Below are 17,752 nucleotides of genomic sequence, written 5' to 3'. Positions count from 1 at the left end.
TTCTCAACTCCCCTGTCGCACCCGTGTGGTGAGGCTGTGCCGTGCCTGTGAGTGCGGTTGCCGGTTCGTTTCGGCGGCTGTGGGCGTCGTGAGCGCCGGCAGGTGGACGGTGAAGACGGTCCGTCCGGGCACGCTGTCGACGGTCACCGCGCCACCGTGCGCGGTCGCGACGGCCTGCACGATGGCCAGCCCGAGGCCCGTGGAGCCGGTGGCGCGGGAGCGCGCCGAGTCGCCGCGCGCGAACCGCTCGAAAACGTGCGGCAGCAGTTCGGGCGGGATGCCCTGACCGTCGTCCTGCACGTCCACGCACAGCCACGCCCCGCTCCGCCGCACCCGCGCGGTGACCGTCGTACCGGGCGGGGTGTGGGTACGGGCGTTGGCGAGCAGGTTGACGAGGACCTGCTGGAGCCGGGCCGCGTCCGCCGACACCGGCGCCGGCTCGTCCGGCAGCTCCAGGCGCCAGTTGTGGTCCCGTCCGGCGGCCCGCGCGTCGCTGATCGTGTCGACGACGAGCGGGACGAGGTCGGTCTGCTCGAACTGGAGCGGGCGTCCGGCGTCCAGCCGGGCGAGCAGCAGCAGGTCCTCGACCAGCAGGGTCATCCGGCCGGCCTCGGACTCGATCCGGCCCAGGGCGTGCCGGGTGTCGGGGCCGACCGCCTCCCGGCCGCGCCGGGTCAGCTCGGCGTAGCCGCGGATGGAGGCCAGGGGCGTCCTGAGTTCATGGCTGGCGTCCGCGACGAACTGCCGTACCCGCGTCTCGCTCCGCTGGCGGGCGTGCAGGGCGCCGTGCACGTGGTCCAGCATCCGGTTCAGGGCCGCGCCCACCTGGCCGACCTCGGTGTGCGGGTCGCACTCCGACTCCGGGACCCGCTCGTCGAGGTTCACCTCGCCGCTGTGCAGGGGGAGTTCGGAGACCCGGGTGGCGGTCGCGGCGACCCTGCGCAGCGGGCGGGTGGCGACACCGACGATCACGACTCCGGCGAGGAAGGCGGCGGCCAGGCCGGCGGCGGTGACGCTGACCTCCACGATGATCAGGGTGTTGACGGTGCGGGTGACGTCGGAGGTCGGGATGGCGACGTAGTAGCTGCCGTTGGGGCCGGTCTGGTACCGCGCGAGGTATCCGCCGAGGCCGGGGACGTCCACGGTGTGCGCCTCGCCGTCCCGGGCGACCGAGCCGAGCGCCTCGGTCTGGGCGTCGCTCAGCGGCTCCGGGTTCAGCTGGGGCACGTTGTTGCCGTCGGCGGCCTTCTTGCCGACCTCGGCCTCGGCGATCGAGCCGTCGCGCACCTCGGCGGCGATGGTGCCGACGGGCTGCGGGCCGCGTGTGACGAACTTGGAGAGGTCGATGTCCTCCGGCGGCTTGTCCTGCCCGCCGATCAGACCGGCGCCGCCACCCCCGGTCACGTCCTTGTCGGGCGGGTCGAACCTGCCGGACGCGCGCGCGGCGACCTCCTTCAGCTGGCCGTCGAGCTGGCCGTAGAGATAGGAGCGCAGCGCGAGCGTCGTCACCGAGCCGATCACCGCGCAGACGACGGCGATCAGCACCACGGACGCGACGACGAGCCGCGTCCGCAGGGTGCGCGGCTGCGGACGCGGCCGTCGTCGCCCGCTCATGAGACGGCGGGCTTGATCAGGTAGCCGGCGCCGCGCCGGGTGTGGATCATCGGCTCGCGGCCGGCGTCGATCTTCCGCCGCAGGTAGGAGATGTACAGCTCGACGACATTGGCCTGCCCGCCGAAGTCGTACGACCAGACCCGGTCCAGGATCTGCGCCTTGCTGAGGACGCGCCGCGGGTTGCGCATGAGGAAGCGCAGCAGCTCGAACTCGGTGGCGGTGAGGTGGATGGAGTCCCCGCCGCGGGTGACCTCGTGGCTGTCCTCGTCCAGGGTGAGGTCGCCGACGACCAGCAGCGAGTCGGAACGCCGGTCGGCGGCGCCGGAGCGGCGGATCAGCCCGCGCAGCCGCGCGACGACCTCCTCCAGGCTGAACGGCTTGGTGACGTAGTCGTCGCCACCGGCGGTCAGCCCGGCGATACGGTCCTCGACGGCGTCCTTGGCGGTCAGGAAGAGGACGGGGACGTCCGGCAGCTCGCGACGCAACCGCCCGAGCACGGTCAGGCCGTCCATGTCCGGCAGCATCATGTCCAGCACGACGGCGTCCGGCCGGAACTCCCGCGCGGTCTGCACGGCACCGTGGCCGTCGCCCGCCGTCCGGATCTGCCAGCCCTCGTAGCGCAGGGCCATGGACAGCAGCTCGGTGATCGACAGCTCGTCGTCCACCACAAGCACCCGGACGGGGCTCCCGTCCGGCCTCAGCAGTTCGGTGCGCCCCTGGGGCGAGGTCGTGGTCATGCTGAACACCCTGTCGGGGCGCTCTGAGAGCGTCCTTTCGGCAACCTGTGATTTTCCTGAGAAACACACAGGCCGTGGACAGAGGTCTCTCAGCTACCGCACGGGTCCCTGCTCGTCCACGTGGAAGGCGGGGGTGCCGAGGAAGACGTCGTCGGCCGGTACCTCGCCGTAGGCGATGTTGAACGTGTCCAGCCAGTACGTCCAGTCCTGCATGCCGGCCGCGCTGCTGAACCGGTAGTTGAGCTGCCAGCGCACCCACTCGCCGGGCGCGAGCCGCACGGCGGGCGGGCGACGGGGCCGCGGGGGCAGCGCGTACAAGGGCTCCACGCGGGGCAGCACCCGCAGCCGCCCGTCCCGCTCCCGCAGTTCCACGCCGACGCGTCTCGGCTCCGCCCACCCGTGCCGGGGCGTGAAGTCGTCCCGCTCGTGCATCCGCACCGTGTGGGCGCGGGCGGGGACACCGTCCGGCAGGGCGAAGGCGACGGGTACGGCGTTCCGCCGGGCGGCGGCCGGGCCGCCGCGGGACCGCTTGGTCCACAGCGTGCGCACCCACTGCACGGTGATGTCCACGCCCGCTCCTCCTCCTGTCGCCGCGCCCGGTGTCAGAAGAGCCCGCCCTGCTCATGGGCCGGCGCGCCGCGCAGCTCCCGCACCGGCACCGACAGCTCGTCACCCCCAGCGGACACCAGGTCCCACCCTGTCATCAACCGGATATCGAGTACGACGACCCGGCCGCCGCCCGTCGCCACATGCAGGTCGGGCCCGGCCGCCGCCACCAGCTCCCCGCTCACCGCCCCGCCGGGCACCAGCTCCGTCACCTCCGCCGCGGCGGGGGGCGCGGCGGCGAGCCCGAAGGCCCGGACGTGGTCGACGGGCCGGAACGGCTCGGGGGCCAGGGACTCCGGCCAGCCGGGCAGGGCGACCGCGCGGGCGTGCAGCCCGGCCAGCTCGGCGGCCCGCTCGGCCTCCGTCGCCGGCAGCGCGGCCCGCACGGCCCGCTTCTCGGCGTACGGGATCCGGTCCGGCACGCGCAGCGCGGCCCGCAGCAGCTCCTCCGTCCGCCGCGCGGCCATCAGGGGCCCGGCGCCGAGCCAGCTGAAACAGACCGCGCCCTGCTCCAGCAGCCTCGCGGAGCCGCGTTCCACGGCGGTGATGCCGACCTTGGTCATGCCGGGCCCGAACCAGGCGAGGTAGACGTGGTACGGCCGTGGATCGTCGGCGACCGTGTCGGCGGCCACGGAGTGCGCCCGCTCCAGCCGGGCGCACTCCTCGCACCGCCCGCCGGTACTCCGGCCCGCCACCACGGCCCGCACCGGACATCCGTGCCCCCGCGCCCCGAGACACCTCCGCTCACCCCCGTCCACCACCCGGAACGCCACCCGCCGCCCCCAGCCCAGCGCACTGCGCCGTCCCCCGTCCCACCGGAGAACGGGTCCGCTGTCCGTCCACCGGAGACCGACGCATGTCCATGTCCGTGCCATCACCTGCGAGCGTAGGGGGAGGCACTGACAACGCGATGCGCCGCAGGTGGGGGCTCTAAGGTCTGGCCACCGGCAGGCAGTAACCACCGGCAGCCGCCGACGGCGATGGCATCCCACGGGGGCCACCCGCGCCCGACGATGAAAGTCGCACGGGTGGTGCGGGTGGGAACCCTCGACGGCCGAAGGCGAAGCCGAGGCCGAGCCGGACTACAACCGCGGCTCCACCCGAGCCACCCTCCGCAATACCCCCGGCAGGAACCGCGCCAGCAGATGCGCCCCGCGAGCCTCGGGAGTCACCGGCACCACGGCCTGGTCCTCGACCACCGCCCGCAGGACCGCGTCGGCGACCTTCTCCGGCGGATAGTTCCGCAGCCCGTACAGCCGGGCGGTCCGCTTCTGCCGCCGCCGCTCCTCCTCCGCGTCGACCCCCGCGAACCGCGCCGTGGCGGTGATGTTGGTGTTCACCAGCCCCGGGCAGATCGCGCTCACCCCGATGCCCTGCCCGGCCAGCTCCGCCCGCAGGCACTCGCTCAGCATCAGCACCGCCGCCTTGGAGGTGCTGTACGCCGGCAGCACCTTGGACGGCTGGTACGCCGCCGCGGACGCGGTGTTGACAATGTGCCCGCCCTGGCCCCGCTCCGCCATCTGCTTCCCGAAGAGCCTGCACCCGTGGATGACACCCCACAGGTTCACGTCGAGTACCTTCTTCCAGTCCTCGGGCGTGGTGTCGAAGAAGGACCCGGACAGCCCGATCCCGGCGTTGTTGACCAGCACGTCCACCACGCCGTACTCGGCGGCGACCTTCTCCGCGAGCTTCTCCATGCCCTGCTCGTCGGAGACGTCCACGGTCTCCGCCCACGCCGCCGGCGCTCCCAGCAGCCGCGCCATCTCCGCCGTACGCGCCGCCGTCTCCGCGTCCCGGTCGACGGCGATCACCCGCGCCCCGGCTTCGGCGAACGCGTACGCCGTGGCCCGCCCGATGCCGCTGCCGGCGCCGGTGACCAGCACCAGCTGGCCGCCGAACCGTTCGGCGTAGCGTCCCTTGCCGGTGGCCGGGGCGGTCCGTCCGCCCTCCACGCCGGTGACGAACTCCTCGATCCACGCGGCCAGCCGGTCGGGCCGCGTCCGGGGCACCCAGTGCTTCGCGGGCAGCGTGCGCCGGGTCAGTTGCGGCGTCCACAGCTCCAGTTCGTCGTACAGCCGCTCGGACAGGAACACGTCTCCGACAGGGATGATCAGCTGCACGGGCGCGTGCGCGTACGCGTCACCGCGCGGGCGCCGCAGCCGGGACCGCACGTTGTCGCGGTACAGCCAGGCGCCGTGGGCGGCGTCGGTGGGCAGCGAGGAGGTGGGGTAGTCGCCGGCCGGGACGTTCTCGAGTCGTGCCAGCATGCGCGGCCAGGCCTTGCCGAGGGGGCCGCGCCAGGCGAGTTCGGGCAGGGCGGGGGTGTGCAGCAGGTAGACGTACCAGGACTTGGCGCCCTGGCCGAGGAGCTGCCCGACCCGGCGGGGGGTGGGCCGCTTGACGCGGTTGTTGATCCAGTGGCCGAAGTGGTCGAGGGAGGGCCCGGACATCGAGGTGAAGGAGGCGATCCGGCCCTCGGTGCGCTTGACCGTCACGAACTCCCAGGACTGCACCGATCCCCAGTCGTGCCCCACCAGGTGCACCGGCCGGCCGGGGCTGACCGCGTCGGCGACGGCGAGGAAGTCGTCCGTCAGCTTCTCCAGTGTGAACCCGCCCCGCAGCGGCTGCGGCGCGGTCGAACGCCCGTGGCCGCGTACGTCGTACAGCACCACGTGGAAGCGGCCGGCGAGCCGCGCCGCCACCTCCGACCAGACCTCCTTGCTGTCGGGATAGCCGTGCACGAGGACCACCGTCGGCTGTTCGGGGTCGCCCAGCTCGGCCACGCACAGCTCGACGCCGCCGGTCCGTATCCAGCGCTCCCGCGCGCCCTTGAGCACCGTCACTTCTCCTCCGTCCAGCGCCGCACGTGCGGCAGATCGTCGTCCAGCCAGAAGGCGCTTTCCTCGGGGTCCCGGGAATCGGTGACGACCAGGATCTCCTCGAACTTCGCGCCCGTTCCCCGGAAGCCGAGGTGGGGTTCGACCGCCCACAGGCCCGGCTGCGGCGGATGGTCGGAGAAGCGGTACGGCGACCACAGCGGCGACCAGCCCTCCCGGTGGCCGTGCAGCGCGTCGGCCGCGAGCCCCTTCAGGGACTGGGTCCCGAACCCGAACAGCCGGGGCGAGAAACGCCGTTCGCGCACCCGGTCGACCTTGTGCGCGATCACACCGAAGGGGTACGCGCGGTGCCGGTTGGCGTAGCCCTGGCGGACCATGAGGCGGTCGACGTCCTCGTAGATCTCCCGCAGCGAGCGGCGCTCGCGCACCTCGCGCAGGATCAGCTCGCGGTGCGCCTCCAGGTCGGCCATCAGCCTGTTCTGTACGGGGTTGATGCCGAGCGAACCGGAGTAGCCGATGTCGGCGGTGTGGCCCCGGTGGACGGGCGCCATGTCCAGGATGAACGGCATCCCGGGCTCCAGCCGGCGGTTGGTGGGGAAGAACTGGAGCGGGACGCGGAAGTTCACGAAGGCGGTGCGGTCGCCGAACCAGGCGAACGGCAGGTGGAACCAGTCCCGCACGCCCCGCGCGCCGAGCCATTCCCGCTGCATGCGCGCCGCCTCGCGCTCGGTCACGCCCGGCTCGAGCCGTGCGGCGACGGCCTCCGCGCACTCGTAGGCGAGCCGCTGGACCTGCCGGAACCCGTCCAGCTCCGCGGAGAGTGCCGCCGCCGAGAGTCCGCTTGTCAACGCCGTGGTCATGCCGGCTCCTTCGACTGCGCTACGCGCCCGTAACTTGACAGGCCTGAATCTCGCAGTTGTTAGAGTCCGCGTCAATAGGCGTGATCCCTCACGCTCCGGAGCCCGCTCCGGGACCCGGTCCGTAGCCCTCAGGCACTGCATCCCCTACGGGTCCGTACGACTGGAGGCTGACGCGAAGACGGCTCTGCGGGGTGACGCCCGGCGTGCCACGCGTCACTACCTTCTATGACGTGACTGTGATCGCGACCGAAAGCCTGAGCAAGCGGTTCCCCCGGGTGACCGCGCTTGACCGGCTCTCCGTGGACGTCGGGCCCGGTGTCACCGGACTCGTCGGAGCCAACGGTGCCGGCAAGTCCACACTGATCAAGATCCTGCTGGGTCTGTCCCCGGCCACCGAGGGCCGCGCCGAGGTGCTCGGCCTCGACGTCGCCACCGAGGGCGCCGCCATCCGCGAGCGCGTCGGCTACATGCCGGAGCACGACTGCCTGCCGCCCGACGTCTCGGCCACCGAGTTCGTCGTCCACATGGCCCGCATGTCCGGCCTCCCGCCCGCCGCCGCCCGCGAACGCACCGCGGACACCCTGCGGCACGTGGGGCTGTACGAGGAGCGCTACCGCCCCATCGGCGGCTACTCCACGGGCATGAAGCAGCGCGTCAAACTCGCCCAGGCCCTGGTGCACGATCCGCAGCTGGTCTTCCTGGACGAGCCGACCAACGGGCTGGACCCGGTCGGCCGGGACGACATGCTCGCCCTGATCCGCCGCATCCACACCGACTTCGGCATCTCGGTCCTGGTCACCTCCCACCTGCTCGGCGAACTGGAACGCACCTGCGACCACGTGGTCGTCATCGACGGCGGCAAGCTGCTGCGCTCCAGCTCCACCACCGACTTCACCCAGACCACGACCACCCTGGCGATCGAGGTCACCGACAGCGACGAACACCCCGACGGCACCCGCGCGATGCGCGACGCGCTGCACGCGCGCGGGATCACCGTCGACCACGCCGGCGGCCTGCCCGGCGCGGGCCACGTCCTGCTCCTCACCGCCCAGGGCGAGGAGACCTACGACCTGGTCCGCGACATCGTCGCCGGCCTCGGCCTCGGCCTGGTCCGCATGGAGCAGCGCCGTCATCACATCTCGGAGGTCTTCCAGGAGACCGGCGACCAGCGGAAGGAGGCCGTGGGCCATGGCGGTTGAGCATCCCCTGCCCACCTCGGACGCCCCGTCGGGCCCGGGCGACCAGAGCCGCATCCACAACATCGGCTACCGCGGTTACGACGGCCCCCGCCTGGGCCGCGCCTACGCCCGCCGCTCGCTCTACTCGCAGTCCCTGCGCGGCGCCTACGGCCTCGGCCGCTCGGCCAAGTCCAAGGTGCTGCCGATGCTGCTGTTCGTGGTGATGTGCCTGCCCGCGGGCATCATGGTCGCCGTGGCCGTCGCCACCAAGGCCGACGACCTCCCGGTCGACTACACCCGCTACGCGATCCTGATGCAGGCCGTGATCAGCCTCTACGTCGCCTCGCAGGCACCCCAGTCGGTCTCCCGCGACCTGCGCTTCAAGACCGTCCCGCTGTACTTCTCGCGGCCCATGGAGACCGCCGACTACGTCCGTGCCAAGTTCGCGGCACTGGCCTCGGCGATGTTCCTGCTCACCGCCGCCCCGCTGCTCGTGCTCTACATCGGCGCTCTGCTCGCCAAGCTCGACTTCGCCGACCAGACCAAGGGATTCGCACAGGGACTCGTCTCCGTGGCACTGCTCTCGCTGCTCTTCTCCGGCATCGGCCTGGTCATCGCCGCGGTCACCCCGCGCCGCGGCTTCGGCATCGCGGCCGTGATCGCCGTACTGACCATCGCCTACGGCGCGGTCACCACCCTCCAGGCCATCGCCTTCGAACAGGACACCACCGACGCCATCGCCTGGATCGGCCTCTTCTCACCGATCACCCTCATCGAGGGCGTGCAGTCCGCCTTCCTGGGCGCCACCTCGACGTTCCCCGGCAACGTCGGCCCCGGTGACGGCCAGGGAGCCGTCTACGTCCTCGTCTCCCTCGGCCTCATCGCCGGCTGCTACGGCCTGCTGATGCGCCGCTACCGGAAGGTGGGCCTGTGACCACACTCAGCATCGACCACGTCTCCCGCTGGTTCGGCAACGTGGTCGCCGTCAACGACATCACCATGACGATCGGCCCCGGCGTCACCGGCCTGCTCGGCCCCAACGGCGCCGGAAAGTCCACCCTCATCAACATGATGGGCGGCTTCCTCGCCCCCTCCACCGGCTCGGTCACCCTCGACGGGCAGCCGGTGTGGCGCAACGAGCAGATCTACAAGCACATCGGCATCGTCCCCGAGCGCGAGGCGATGTACGACTTCCTCACCGGCCGCGAGTTCGTCCTCGCCAACGCCGAACTCCAGGGCCTGGATGCCAAGGCCGCCCAGAAGGCGCTGGCCACGGTGGAGATGGAGTACGCGCAGGACCGCAAGATCGCCACCTACTCCAAGGGCATGCGGCAGCGCGTGAAGATGGCCTCCGCGCTCGTCCACGACCCCTCGCTGCTGCTGCTCGACGAGCCGTTCAACGGCATGGACCCGCGCCAGCGCATGCAGCTCATGGACCTGCTGCGGCGCATGGGCGACGAGGGCCGCACGGTGCTGTTCTCCTCCCACATCCTCGAGGAGGTCGAACAGCTGGCCTGGCACATCGAGGTCGTGGTCGCGGGCCGGCACGCGGCGAGCGGCGACTTCCGCAAGATCCGCCGCCTGATGACCGACCGTCCGCACCGCTACCTGGTCCGCTCCAGCGACGACCGCACCCTCGCGGCCGCGCTCATCGCCGACCCGTCGACCTCCGGCATCGAGGTGGACCTCGCCGAGGGCGCGCTGCGGATCCAGGCCGTCGACTTCGGCCGCTTCACCGCCCTGCTGCCCCGGGTGGCCCGGGACCACGGCATCCGGCTGCTGACGGTCTCACCGTCCGACGAGTCCCTCGAGTCCGTCTTCTCGTATCTGGTCGCGGCGTAGGAGGCCGAAGATGTACGACCCCACCGTCGCCCGGCTCACCTACCGGGCCCTGCTCGGCCGCCGCCGCGCGCTCATCCTCGGCGCGCTGCCACTGCTGCTGATCGTCATCGCCGTCGCGGTGCGCGCCCTGTCCGGCGCCGACGACCAGACGGCCGTGAACGTCCTCGGCGGCTTCGCCCTCGCCACCATGGTCCCGATCATCGGCGTCATCGCCGGCACCGGCGCGATCGGCCCGGAGATCGACGACGGCTCCGTGGTGTACCTGCTGTCCAAGCCGCTGAAGCGGCCGACGATCATCTACACCAAGCTGATCGTCGCGATCGCCGTGACCATGGTGTTCTCCGCGATCCCGACCCTCGTCGCGGGCCTGATCCTCAACGGCAACGGACAGCAGATCGCCGTCGCCTACACGGTGGCCGCGCTGGTGGCGTCCATCGCCTACGCGGCGCTGTTCCTGCTGCTCGGCACGGTCTCCCGGCACGCCGTGGTGTTCGGGCTGGTCTACGCCCTGGTCTGGGAGGCGCTGTTCGGCTCCCTGGTGCCCGGCGCCCGCACCCTCAGCGTCCAGCAGTGGTCGCTGGCGGTGGCCCAGAAGGTCTCCGGCGGGGATCTGATCACCTCGGACGTGGGGCTGACCACGGCGACCGTGCTGCTGGCCGCGGTGACCGTGCTCGCCACCTGGTACGCCGGGCAGAAACTGCGCTCGCTGACCCTCGCGGGCGAGGAGTAGACGCCCCGCCGCGGACGGCCCCGTTAATCGGTGGCACCCGACTCCTCGTACCGGCACAGTGGTTGTCGTCCACCACGAACCGGGAGAGGAGTCCGGCGATGCCCATGCACGGCAGTACGCCGCACTCCCTTCAGGGCAGCCGCCGGCGGGCTCCGGAGTAGTCGCCACCCCTCCGTAGAGCCCGCCGCACACGGGGAGCTGCCCGGGGCGGCCGCTTCGAGCACGCGACGCACACTCGCGTGGGCCGCCCTTCCCGCCTTCGCCTCTGTTCGAAAGAGGCGCCTGGGCAGCCCGAGGCTAGGGGGTGTCTCCTAGGCCAGCAGTCGTTCCAGCACCACGGCGATCCCGTCCTCCTCGTTGGAGGACGTCACCTCGTCGGCGACCGCCTTCAGCTCCTCGTGGGCGTTGGCCATGGCCACGCCTCGGGCCGCCCAGCCGAACATCGGGATGTCGTTGGGCATGTCGCCGAAGGCGAGCGTGTCGGCCGCCTTCAGGCCCAGCCGCCGCGCCGCCAGGGACAGGCCCGTGGCCTTGGACAGTCCGAGCGGCAGCAGCTCCACGATGCCCTCGCCCGCGATGAGGACGGTGACGAAACCACCGGCCACACGGGTGGCGATCGCGGCCAGCTCGTCGTCGTCGAGGGTCGGGTGCTGGATGTACAGCTTGTTCAGCGGCGCGGTCCACAGGTCGGAGGCGTCCGTGAACGGGACCGCCGGAAGGGTGCCCTGCACCTCGTAACCGGGGCCCACCAGCACATCGCCGTCCAGACCGTCCCGGCTCGCCGCCAGATACAGCGGGCCGGTCTCCGCCTCGATCTTGGCCAGCGCCACCCCGGCGAGCTGCCGGTCCAGCGTGACCGAGGTCAGCAGACGGTGCTCGCCGGCGTGGTACACCTGGGCGCCCTGGCCGCAGACGGCGAGGCCCTGGTAGCCGAGGTCGTCGAGGACGGGCCGGGTCCACGGGACCGCGCGCCCGGTGACGACGATGTGCGCGGCGCCCGCCGCGGTGGCCGCGGCGAGCGCGTCACGGGTGCGCCGCGACACCGTGTCGTCGGAGCGCAGCAGCGTTCCGTCCAGGTCGGTGGCGATCAGCCGGAACGGGAACCCGGAGGCCGTACTCACTTGGCGACCGGCTCCAGAACCTCACGTCCGCCCAGGTAGGGGCGCAGCACCTCGGGCACGCGCACCGAGCCGTCGGCCTGCTGGTGGTTCTCCAGGATCGCCACGATCGTGCGCGGCACGGCGCACAGGGTGCCGTTGAGCGTCGCCAGCGGCCGGACCTGCTTGCCGTCGCGGACGCGGATCGACAGGCGGCGGGACTGGAACTCGGTGCAGTCCGAGGTCGAGGTCAGCTCGCGGTACTTGCCCTGGGTCGGGATCCACGCCTCGCAGTCGAACTTGCGGGAGGCCGAGGAACCCAGGTCGGCCGAGGCGACGTCGATGACGCGGAACGGCAGCTCGAGCGAGGTCAGCCACTGCTTCTCCCACTCCAGCAGGCGCTGGTGCTCCGCCTGCGACTCCTCCGGAGCCACGTAGGAGAACATCTCGACCTTGTCGAACTGGTGCACGCGGAAGATGCCACGCGTGTCCTTGCCGTGCGAGCCGGCCTCACGGCGGAAGCAGGGCGAGAAGCCCGCGTAACGCAGCGGGAGGCGGTCGGCCTCGATGATCTCGTCCATGTGGTAGGCGGCGAGGGCCACCTCGGAGGTGCCGACCAGGTACAGGTCGTCGTTCTGCAGGTGGTACACGTCCTGCGCGGCCTGGCCGAGGAAGCCGGTGCCGGCCATCGACTGCGGGCGCACCAGCGCGGGCGTCAGCATCGGGGTGAAGCCCGCCGCCGTGGCCTGCGCCATCGCGGCGTTGACCAGCGCGAGCTCCAGCAGCGCGCCGACGCCGGTGAGGAAGTAGAAGCGGGAGCCGGAGACCTTCGCGCCGCGCTCGACGTCGATGGCGCCGAGGAGCTGGCCGAGCTCCAGGTGGTCCCTGGGCTCGAAGCCCTCCGCACCGAAGTCGCGGATCGTGCCGTGCGTCTCCAGCGTGGCGAAGTCCTCCTCGCCGCCGACGGGGACGTCGGGGTGGACGAGGTTGCCGAGCTTGAGCAGCAGCTCCTGGGTCTCGGCGTCGGCGGCGTCGCGCTCGGAGTCGGCGGCCTTGACGTCGGCGGCGAGCTGGCTCGCCTTCTTCAGCAGCTCGGCCTTCTCTTCCGGCGAGGCCTTGGGGATGAGCTTGCCGAGCGACTTCTGCTCGGACCGCAGCTCGTCGAAGCGGACGCCGGACGACCTGCGCCGCTCGTCGGCAGACAGGAGAGCGTCGACGAGCGCGACGTCCTCTCCACGGGCGCGCTGGGACGCGCGCACACGGTCGGGGTCCTCACGGAGCAGGCGAAGGTCAATCACGCGCTCAAGGCTACCGGTGCGGGGTGACGGCTCACGACCCACTATTCCGCGTCGCCACTTACGTTCCGTTATGCGTCATTTGCCGACTGTGCTCTACGCTGTCAATAAAAAGGATCTCACCCCCCGGAACGGGGCACTCCGGAAGGTCGCCCGTTGACCGGAACCCTCTGGAATCCCTTGCGGCAGGCGGGACTTGAGGACCGTTCGTCCACAGGAATCCACAGCCGCGAAGAGTTATCCACAGGCTGTGCGAAAGTTCTGTGGACAGCGGAAGTGATCATTCCGAATCGGGCAAGCGGGACGAGGAATTCCAGATCCAAACCACCCCCGCCCCCACTTTCGAGTGGAATTGGGTCACCCCAAAGGATTGATCGAAGGAAACAGATGGACGAAGGGTGACCTGTGACCCTGTGGACGGCCTTGCCGCCTGTAGGGCGATTTGTCGACTACATCGCACTTCGTTGTCGACTTGTCCCCAGGTCGAGAAGCGGACCTGTGGATAACTTCTGTGGACAAGGAAAATCGGCCGGTAGGACCAGTGGGACAGTGGGACTGGCTAGAACCGACCGTCCTGGCAGCGCGCCACCCAGTCCGACGCCGTCGTGAACGCCTCGTCCGACGTCCCCTGCCGAGGCGGCAGCACCTCGCCCGGCCGGACATCCGCCCGCGGGTACGAACCGAGGAAGCGCACCTGGAGACAGATCCGCTTGAGTCCCATCAGCGCCTCGGCGACCCGGCGGTCGGAGATATGGCCCTCGGCGTCGATGCAGAAGCAGTAGTTGCCGATGCCGGCGCCCGTCGGGCGGGACTGGAGCAGCATCAGGTTGATGCCGCGTGACGCGAACTCGCCCAGCAGGTCGCGCAGCGCGCCCGGGTGGTCGTCGCGCTGCCACAGCACCACGGAGGTCTTGTCCGCGCCGGTCGGCGCCGCGGGCCGGGCGGGGCGGCCGACCAGCACGAAGCGGGTCTGGGCGTTCTCCGCGTCGTGGATCTCCGTCTCCAGGGCCTCCAGGCCGTACCGGGCGGCCGCGAACTCACCGGCGAAGGCGGCGTCGTAGCGGCCCTCCTGCACCAGCCGGGCGCCGTCCGCGTTGGAGGCGGCCGACTCCCAGGTGACGTCCGGGAGGTTCGCCTTCAGCCAGTTGCGCACCTGGGGCTGTGCGGCCGGGTGGGCGGTGACCGTCTTGATGTCCGACAGCTTGGTGCCCGGGCGCACCAGCAGCGCGAAGGTGATCGACAGCAGCACCTCGCGGTAGATCATCAGCGGCCGGCCGGCGACCAGCTCGTCGAGGGTGGTGGTGATCCCGCCCTCGACGGAGTTCTCGATCGGCACGAACGCCGCCTCGGCCTCACCGTTGCGCACCGCGTCGAGCGCGGACTGCACGGACACGTACGGGATCAGCTCCCGCGTCGCCGCCTCCGGGAGGGTGCGCAGGGCGACTTCGGTGAAGGTGCCTTCGGGGCCGAGATACGCATAACTGGCTGGCATGACCTCACCCTAATGCGGCGTCTCACCCCATGGCTCGGACGTCTCGCCGACGCGCACCCCGGTCAGCCCTCCAGCAGCCGCTGCCCGACGTACTCGCCCTCCGCCGCCCCGCCCGGCACCGCGAACAGCCCGCTCGCCTCGTGCCGGATGAAGCGTGACAGCGCGTCGCCGCGGTCGAGCTTGCGCTGCACCGGCACAAAGCCGCGCAGCGGGTCCGCCTGCCAGCAGACGAACAGCAGCCCCGCGTCGGGCACCCCGTCGGCGTCGATGCCGTCGTGGAAGGAGAAGGGGCGCCGGAGCATCGCCGCGCCGCCGTTCTGGTCGGGCCGGGTGATCCGGGCGTGCGCGTTGATCGGCACGACCAGGTTGCCCTCGGCGTCGACCTTCTCCAGGTCCATCTCGGTGGTCTCGTCGCCCCCGGACAGCGGCGCCCCGTCGGACTTGCGGCGCCCGATGACGTCCTCCTGGGCCTTGACCGACAGCTTCTCCCAGTCGTCGAGGAGCATGCGGATCCGGCGTACGACGGCGTAGGAGCCGTTCGCCATCCACGCGGGCTCCCCGCTCGCGGGCACGAAGATCCGCTGGTCGAAGTCGGACTCGGCCGGCTTCGGATTGCGGGTGCCGTCGACCTGGCCCATCAGGTTGCGGGAGGTCATCGGGTGGGCGGTGGCGCCCGGCGAGCGGTTGAAGCCGTTCATCTGCCAGCGGACCCGGGCCGCGCCTCCCGCGTCCTTCTGGATGGCCCGCAGCGCGTGGAAGGCGACCAGGGCGTCGTCGGCGCCGATCTGCACCCACAGGTCGCCGTTGCTGCGCTTCTTGTCGAGCTGGTCGGAGGAGAAGTCCGGTAGCGGGTCCAGGGCGACCGGGCGCTGCTTCTCCAGGCTCGTACGGCCGAAGAAGCCGTGCCCGAAGCCGAAGGTGACCGTGAGGGACGACGGTCCGGCGTCCCGGGCGATGTCCGTGTCGTCCTGCCCGGCCGGTTCGCCCGCCATCAGCCGCCGAGCCGTCTCCGACCAGCGGCGCAGCAGCGCGGCGGCCTCCTTGCGGCCGGCGCCGGGCGCGAGGTCGAAGGCGACGAGATGGCCACGGGACTGCGTCGGGGTGGTGATGCCGGGCTGATGTTTCCCGTGAAACATCACCTCCTCGGCGCCGAGCGAGGTGAGCGGCGTCGCCGCGGAGGGCGCCGAGGCGTAGCCCACGGCGCCGCCCGCCGCGCCGAGCACGAGCCCGGTGGCACCGGCGGTGCCGAGCAGCCGGCGACGGGAGAGGCCGTCCCTCGGGGGCGTGCCGGACGTGCCCGGGTCGCCGGGGGTGCCGGGCGTCCGGGCCTGCGGAATGGACTGGTCAGCCGTCTGGTCAGGCATGGTGTGGGGTTCAGCCGATCTGCGCGTTCTTGTCGACGGTCACCTGGTCGATGTCGGAGGTCCGCACGGTCACGGCGATCTTCCACTCGCCCGCCATGGGGATCTGCACTCCGCTCGCCGACCAGTGTCCGGTGGTGATGTGGTCCGGGACGACGGGCAGCGGCCCGATGTCCTGGGACTCCAGGGTGAAGGCGACCTTCACCTCGGGGACGTCGAAGGCCCGGCCGTTCGGCCGTGTCACATAGACGTGCATCTCGTTGGCGCCGGCCCGCGCGGGGTCGAGGTCGATACGGACGACGCCCTTGCCGTCCTCGCCGCCGGTGTCGAAGGGGATGTCGAGGGTGACGGTCCCGGTCGTGGTGGTCGACGACGAGGCCGCCGTGGCCGCCTTGGCCTCCTCCTCGGTGCGGCCCGGCTCGGTGGACGTCAGCGCGGTGGTGACGGCCAGCAGGACGACGGCGACACCCGCCTCGGCCAGCACCGAGCGGCGCAGTCCGTACCGGTTCGGGTCGGCGTCCCGCTCCCGCTTCTGCCGCGCGGTGTCGACGGCGGCCCGCTGCCGGGCGAGCTGAGCGGCGCGCTCGGGGTCGGGCCCCGCGCCGGAGGAGGAGGACGACGAGGACGAGGCCGATGAGGCCGCCCCCTTCTTGACGCCGTCGCCCTTCTCGGCGACCTCGGCGCCATCACCGGTCCCGGCACCTTCTGCGGTCACCGCGCCCCCGGCGCTCCTGGCGCCCCCCGCCGTCCCGGCACCCTCGGCCAGACGCTCGGCCCCGGCGCTCCCGACCCGAGCCTCGACACGCTCCCCACGCTCTTCCACCGCCACGGTCACCGTGTCCGCCAGCCTCGCGGTCCATCGGCGTGAGATCCACGCGACCCCGAGGAGCAGCAGCACGAGCCCGACCTTCACGCACAGCAGCTGCCCGTACCGGGTGCCGGTGAGCGCCGACCAGGAGCCGACCTGCCGCCAGGACTGGTAGATCCCGGTCGCGACCAGCGCGAGCACGCTGCCGAAGGCGACCTGGGAGAACCGCCGTACGACCGTGGCCCCGAGCGGGGTCTCCACGGGTGCCCGGTAGAGCGCGACGAGCAGCGCGCCGAGTCCGCCGAGCCAGGCCGCGACGGCCAGCAGATGGGCGACGTCGACGGGCATGGCGATCCCGGGCTGGATGCCGGTGGAGGCGTGCTCGGCCATGGCCCAGCTCGCCGCGAGCCCGGCGGCCACGACGACCCCGCCGACGGCGAGCCCGAAGGCGAGGTCCCGTGTCTCCTTCAGGTCCTGCTCGTCCTCGCCCTCGACCCGCCGGGCGAACGCCCCGAAGAGCACGGAGATGAACAGCGCCGCCGCGGCGAGCAACAGCAGCCGGGAGACGAGGGCCGCGCCGGTCTTGGTCTGCAGCACCTGCCCGAGCAGGTCCAGGTCGAAGACGTCCGCGAACTTCCCGGACGTCGTGTAGGAGCCGCGCAGGAGCAGCAGGCCGAGCGTGGCCGCGGTGAGGGCCAGCCATCCGGACACGACGAGCCGCTGCACGGCCCGTACGCCCGCGCCGCGCGGCCAGCAGGCGAGCACGAACGCGGCGCCGCCGACGAGCACGATGAACCCGGCGTACGACGCGTACCGTCCGAGGTCGTACAGCAGGCCGACGACTCCGCCGTCCGACGTCTCGCCGGACACCGTGACGGTGGTCTCGGAGGGCGCGCCGACGGAGAAGGTGAACGCCCCGGCGACGGGATGGCTGTCCGCCGACACCACCTGGTACGACACGGTGTACGTACCGTCGGGCAGGCCGGGCTTGAGCTTCACGGAGTAGGTGGCGCCGCCGGTGCCGGTCGGCTCGCCGGTGTCGACGCGCCCGCCCTTGGGGTCGAGGACCCGCAGCGCGTCGTCGGACAGCGAGACCGTCTCGGAGAAGGTGAGCGAGACCTGCGCGGGCGCCTTGTCGACCACCGCACCCTGCTGGGGGTCGCTGCCGGTGAGCGCGGCGTGCGCGGAGGCGGGCGCCGCACCGGCGAGGAGCGCGCCGACGACGGCCAGGAGCAGCAGCACCAGGCTTCGGACGCGCGGTGCGATGGTCTGCGGCACGGTGGTTGGTCCCTCCC

15 protein-coding genes are annotated in these 17,752 nt (G+C 71.9%); 4 read left to right on the top strand and 11 right to left on the bottom strand.

The genetic code is table 11. The features are described from left to right. Window positions 1-3: 3 nt before the first annotated feature. The 6 genes from ACSU6L_RS19135 to ACSU6L_RS19110 all read right to left on the bottom strand — a co-directional run bounded on the left by ACSU6L_RS19135 (window position 4) and on the right by ACSU6L_RS19110 (window position 6,654). Window positions 4-1,614, bottom strand: a complete 1,611-nt coding sequence (locus ACSU6L_RS19135) for a HAMP domain-containing sensor histidine kinase (RefSeq protein ID WP_437058386.1) — start codon at window positions 1,612-1,614, stop codon at window positions 4-6. Then, a complete protein-coding gene (locus ACSU6L_RS19130) occupies window positions 1,611-2,351 on the bottom strand; it encodes a response regulator transcription factor (RefSeq protein ID WP_073944823.1) in 741 nt (246 codons plus the stop codon). The genes ACSU6L_RS19135 and ACSU6L_RS19130 overlap by 4 nt, the downstream gene beginning before the upstream one ends. 93 nt (window positions 2,352-2,444) lie before the next feature. Beyond that, complete coding sequence (locus tag ACSU6L_RS19125; RefSeq protein ID WP_437058384.1) at window positions 2,445-2,921, bottom strand: hypothetical protein; 477 nt, start codon at window positions 2,919-2,921, stop codon at window positions 2,445-2,447. 32 nt (window positions 2,922-2,953) lie between these two features. Further along, entirely contained in the window at window positions 2,954-3,832 is an 879-nt protein-coding gene (locus ACSU6L_RS19120; protein ID WP_437058382.1) for a DUF2797 domain-containing protein, read from the bottom strand. A gap of 207 nt (window positions 3,833-4,039) precedes the next feature. Then, window positions 4,040-5,800: an SDR family oxidoreductase gene (locus ACSU6L_RS19115; protein ID WP_437058380.1), complete on the bottom strand. Its 1,761-nt coding sequence runs from the start codon at window positions 5,798-5,800 to the stop codon at window positions 4,040-4,042. Then, the gene (locus ACSU6L_RS19110) at window positions 5,797-6,654 is read right to left on the bottom strand and encodes a M24 family metallopeptidase (RefSeq protein ID WP_437058378.1); all 858 of its coding nucleotides are present in this window, start codon (window positions 6,652-6,654) and stop codon (window positions 5,797-5,799) included. Before ACSU6L_RS19110 ends, ACSU6L_RS19115 begins: the two co-directional genes overlap by 4 nt. A 236-nt stretch (window positions 6,655-6,890) precedes the next feature. On the opposite strand from ACSU6L_RS19110, the gene ACSU6L_RS19105 reads away from it, so the two are divergent. Genes ACSU6L_RS19105 through ACSU6L_RS19090 form a run of 4 tightly spaced genes read left to right on the top strand, consistent with a single transcriptional unit; the run spans window position 6,891 to window position 10,404 of the window. Further along, the gene (locus ACSU6L_RS19105; RefSeq protein ID WP_437064955.1) at window positions 6,891-7,853 is read left to right on the top strand and encodes an ABC transporter ATP-binding protein; all 963 of its coding nucleotides are present in this window, start codon (window positions 6,891-6,893) and stop codon (window positions 7,851-7,853) included. Next, on the top strand, window positions 7,843-8,766 hold the full coding sequence (locus tag ACSU6L_RS19100) for an ABC transporter permease (protein ID WP_437058377.1): 924 nt from the start codon (window positions 7,843-7,845) through the stop codon (window positions 8,764-8,766). Before ACSU6L_RS19105 ends, ACSU6L_RS19100 begins: the two co-directional genes overlap by 11 nt. Continuing rightward, window positions 8,763-9,674: an ABC transporter ATP-binding protein gene (locus ACSU6L_RS19095; RefSeq protein WP_437058375.1), complete on the top strand. Its 912-nt coding sequence runs from the start codon at window positions 8,763-8,765 to the stop codon at window positions 9,672-9,674. Before ACSU6L_RS19100 ends, ACSU6L_RS19095 begins: the two co-directional genes overlap by 4 nt. A gap of 10 nt (window positions 9,675-9,684) precedes the next feature. Further along, entirely contained in the window at window positions 9,685-10,404 is a 720-nt protein-coding gene (locus tag ACSU6L_RS19090) for an ABC transporter permease subunit (RefSeq protein WP_073944800.1), read from the top strand. A gap of 311 nt (window positions 10,405-10,715) precedes the next feature. Here ACSU6L_RS19090 and ACSU6L_RS19085 read toward each other — a convergent pair whose 3' ends face one another. The 5 genes from ACSU6L_RS19085 to ACSU6L_RS19065 all read right to left on the bottom strand — a co-directional run bounded on the left by ACSU6L_RS19085 (window position 10,716) and on the right by ACSU6L_RS19065 (window position 17,735). Continuing rightward, window positions 10,716-11,525 (bottom strand): HAD family hydrolase, encoded by an 810-nt coding sequence (locus ACSU6L_RS19085; RefSeq protein ID WP_437058373.1) that lies wholly within the window; start codon window positions 11,523-11,525, stop codon window positions 10,716-10,718. Then, window positions 11,522-12,799: a serine--tRNA ligase gene (gene serS, locus ACSU6L_RS19080; protein WP_437058371.1), complete on the bottom strand. Its 1,278-nt coding sequence runs from the start codon at window positions 12,797-12,799 to the stop codon at window positions 11,522-11,524. Before serS ends, ACSU6L_RS19085 begins: the two co-directional genes overlap by 4 nt. Window positions 12,800-13,355: 556 nt before the next feature. Beyond that, window positions 13,356-14,288 carry a prephenate dehydratase gene (pheA, locus tag ACSU6L_RS19075; RefSeq protein ID WP_437058369.1) on the bottom strand — a complete coding sequence of 311 codons (933 nt, stop codon included), beginning with the start codon at window positions 14,286-14,288 and terminating at the stop codon, window positions 13,356-13,358. 62 nt (window positions 14,289-14,350) lie between these two features. Beyond that, window positions 14,351-15,652 (bottom strand): iron uptake transporter deferrochelatase/peroxidase subunit, encoded by a 1,302-nt coding sequence (gene efeB / locus ACSU6L_RS19070; RefSeq protein WP_437058367.1) that lies wholly within the window; start codon window positions 15,650-15,652, stop codon window positions 14,351-14,353. Window positions 15,653-15,662: 10 nt separating this feature from the next. Continuing rightward, entirely contained in the window at window positions 15,663-17,735 is a 2,073-nt protein-coding gene (locus tag ACSU6L_RS19065) for a copper resistance CopC/CopD family protein (protein WP_437058365.1), read from the bottom strand. Between the last annotated feature and the right edge of the window lie 17 nt (window positions 17,736-17,752).

Source organism: Streptomyces sp. enrichment culture, from assembly GCF_964272855.1.
In the GTDB taxonomy this organism is placed as follows: domain Bacteria; phylum Actinomycetota; class Actinomycetes; order Streptomycetales; family Streptomycetaceae; genus Streptomyces.
This window is presented reverse-complemented; position numbering and strand designations above follow the sequence as displayed.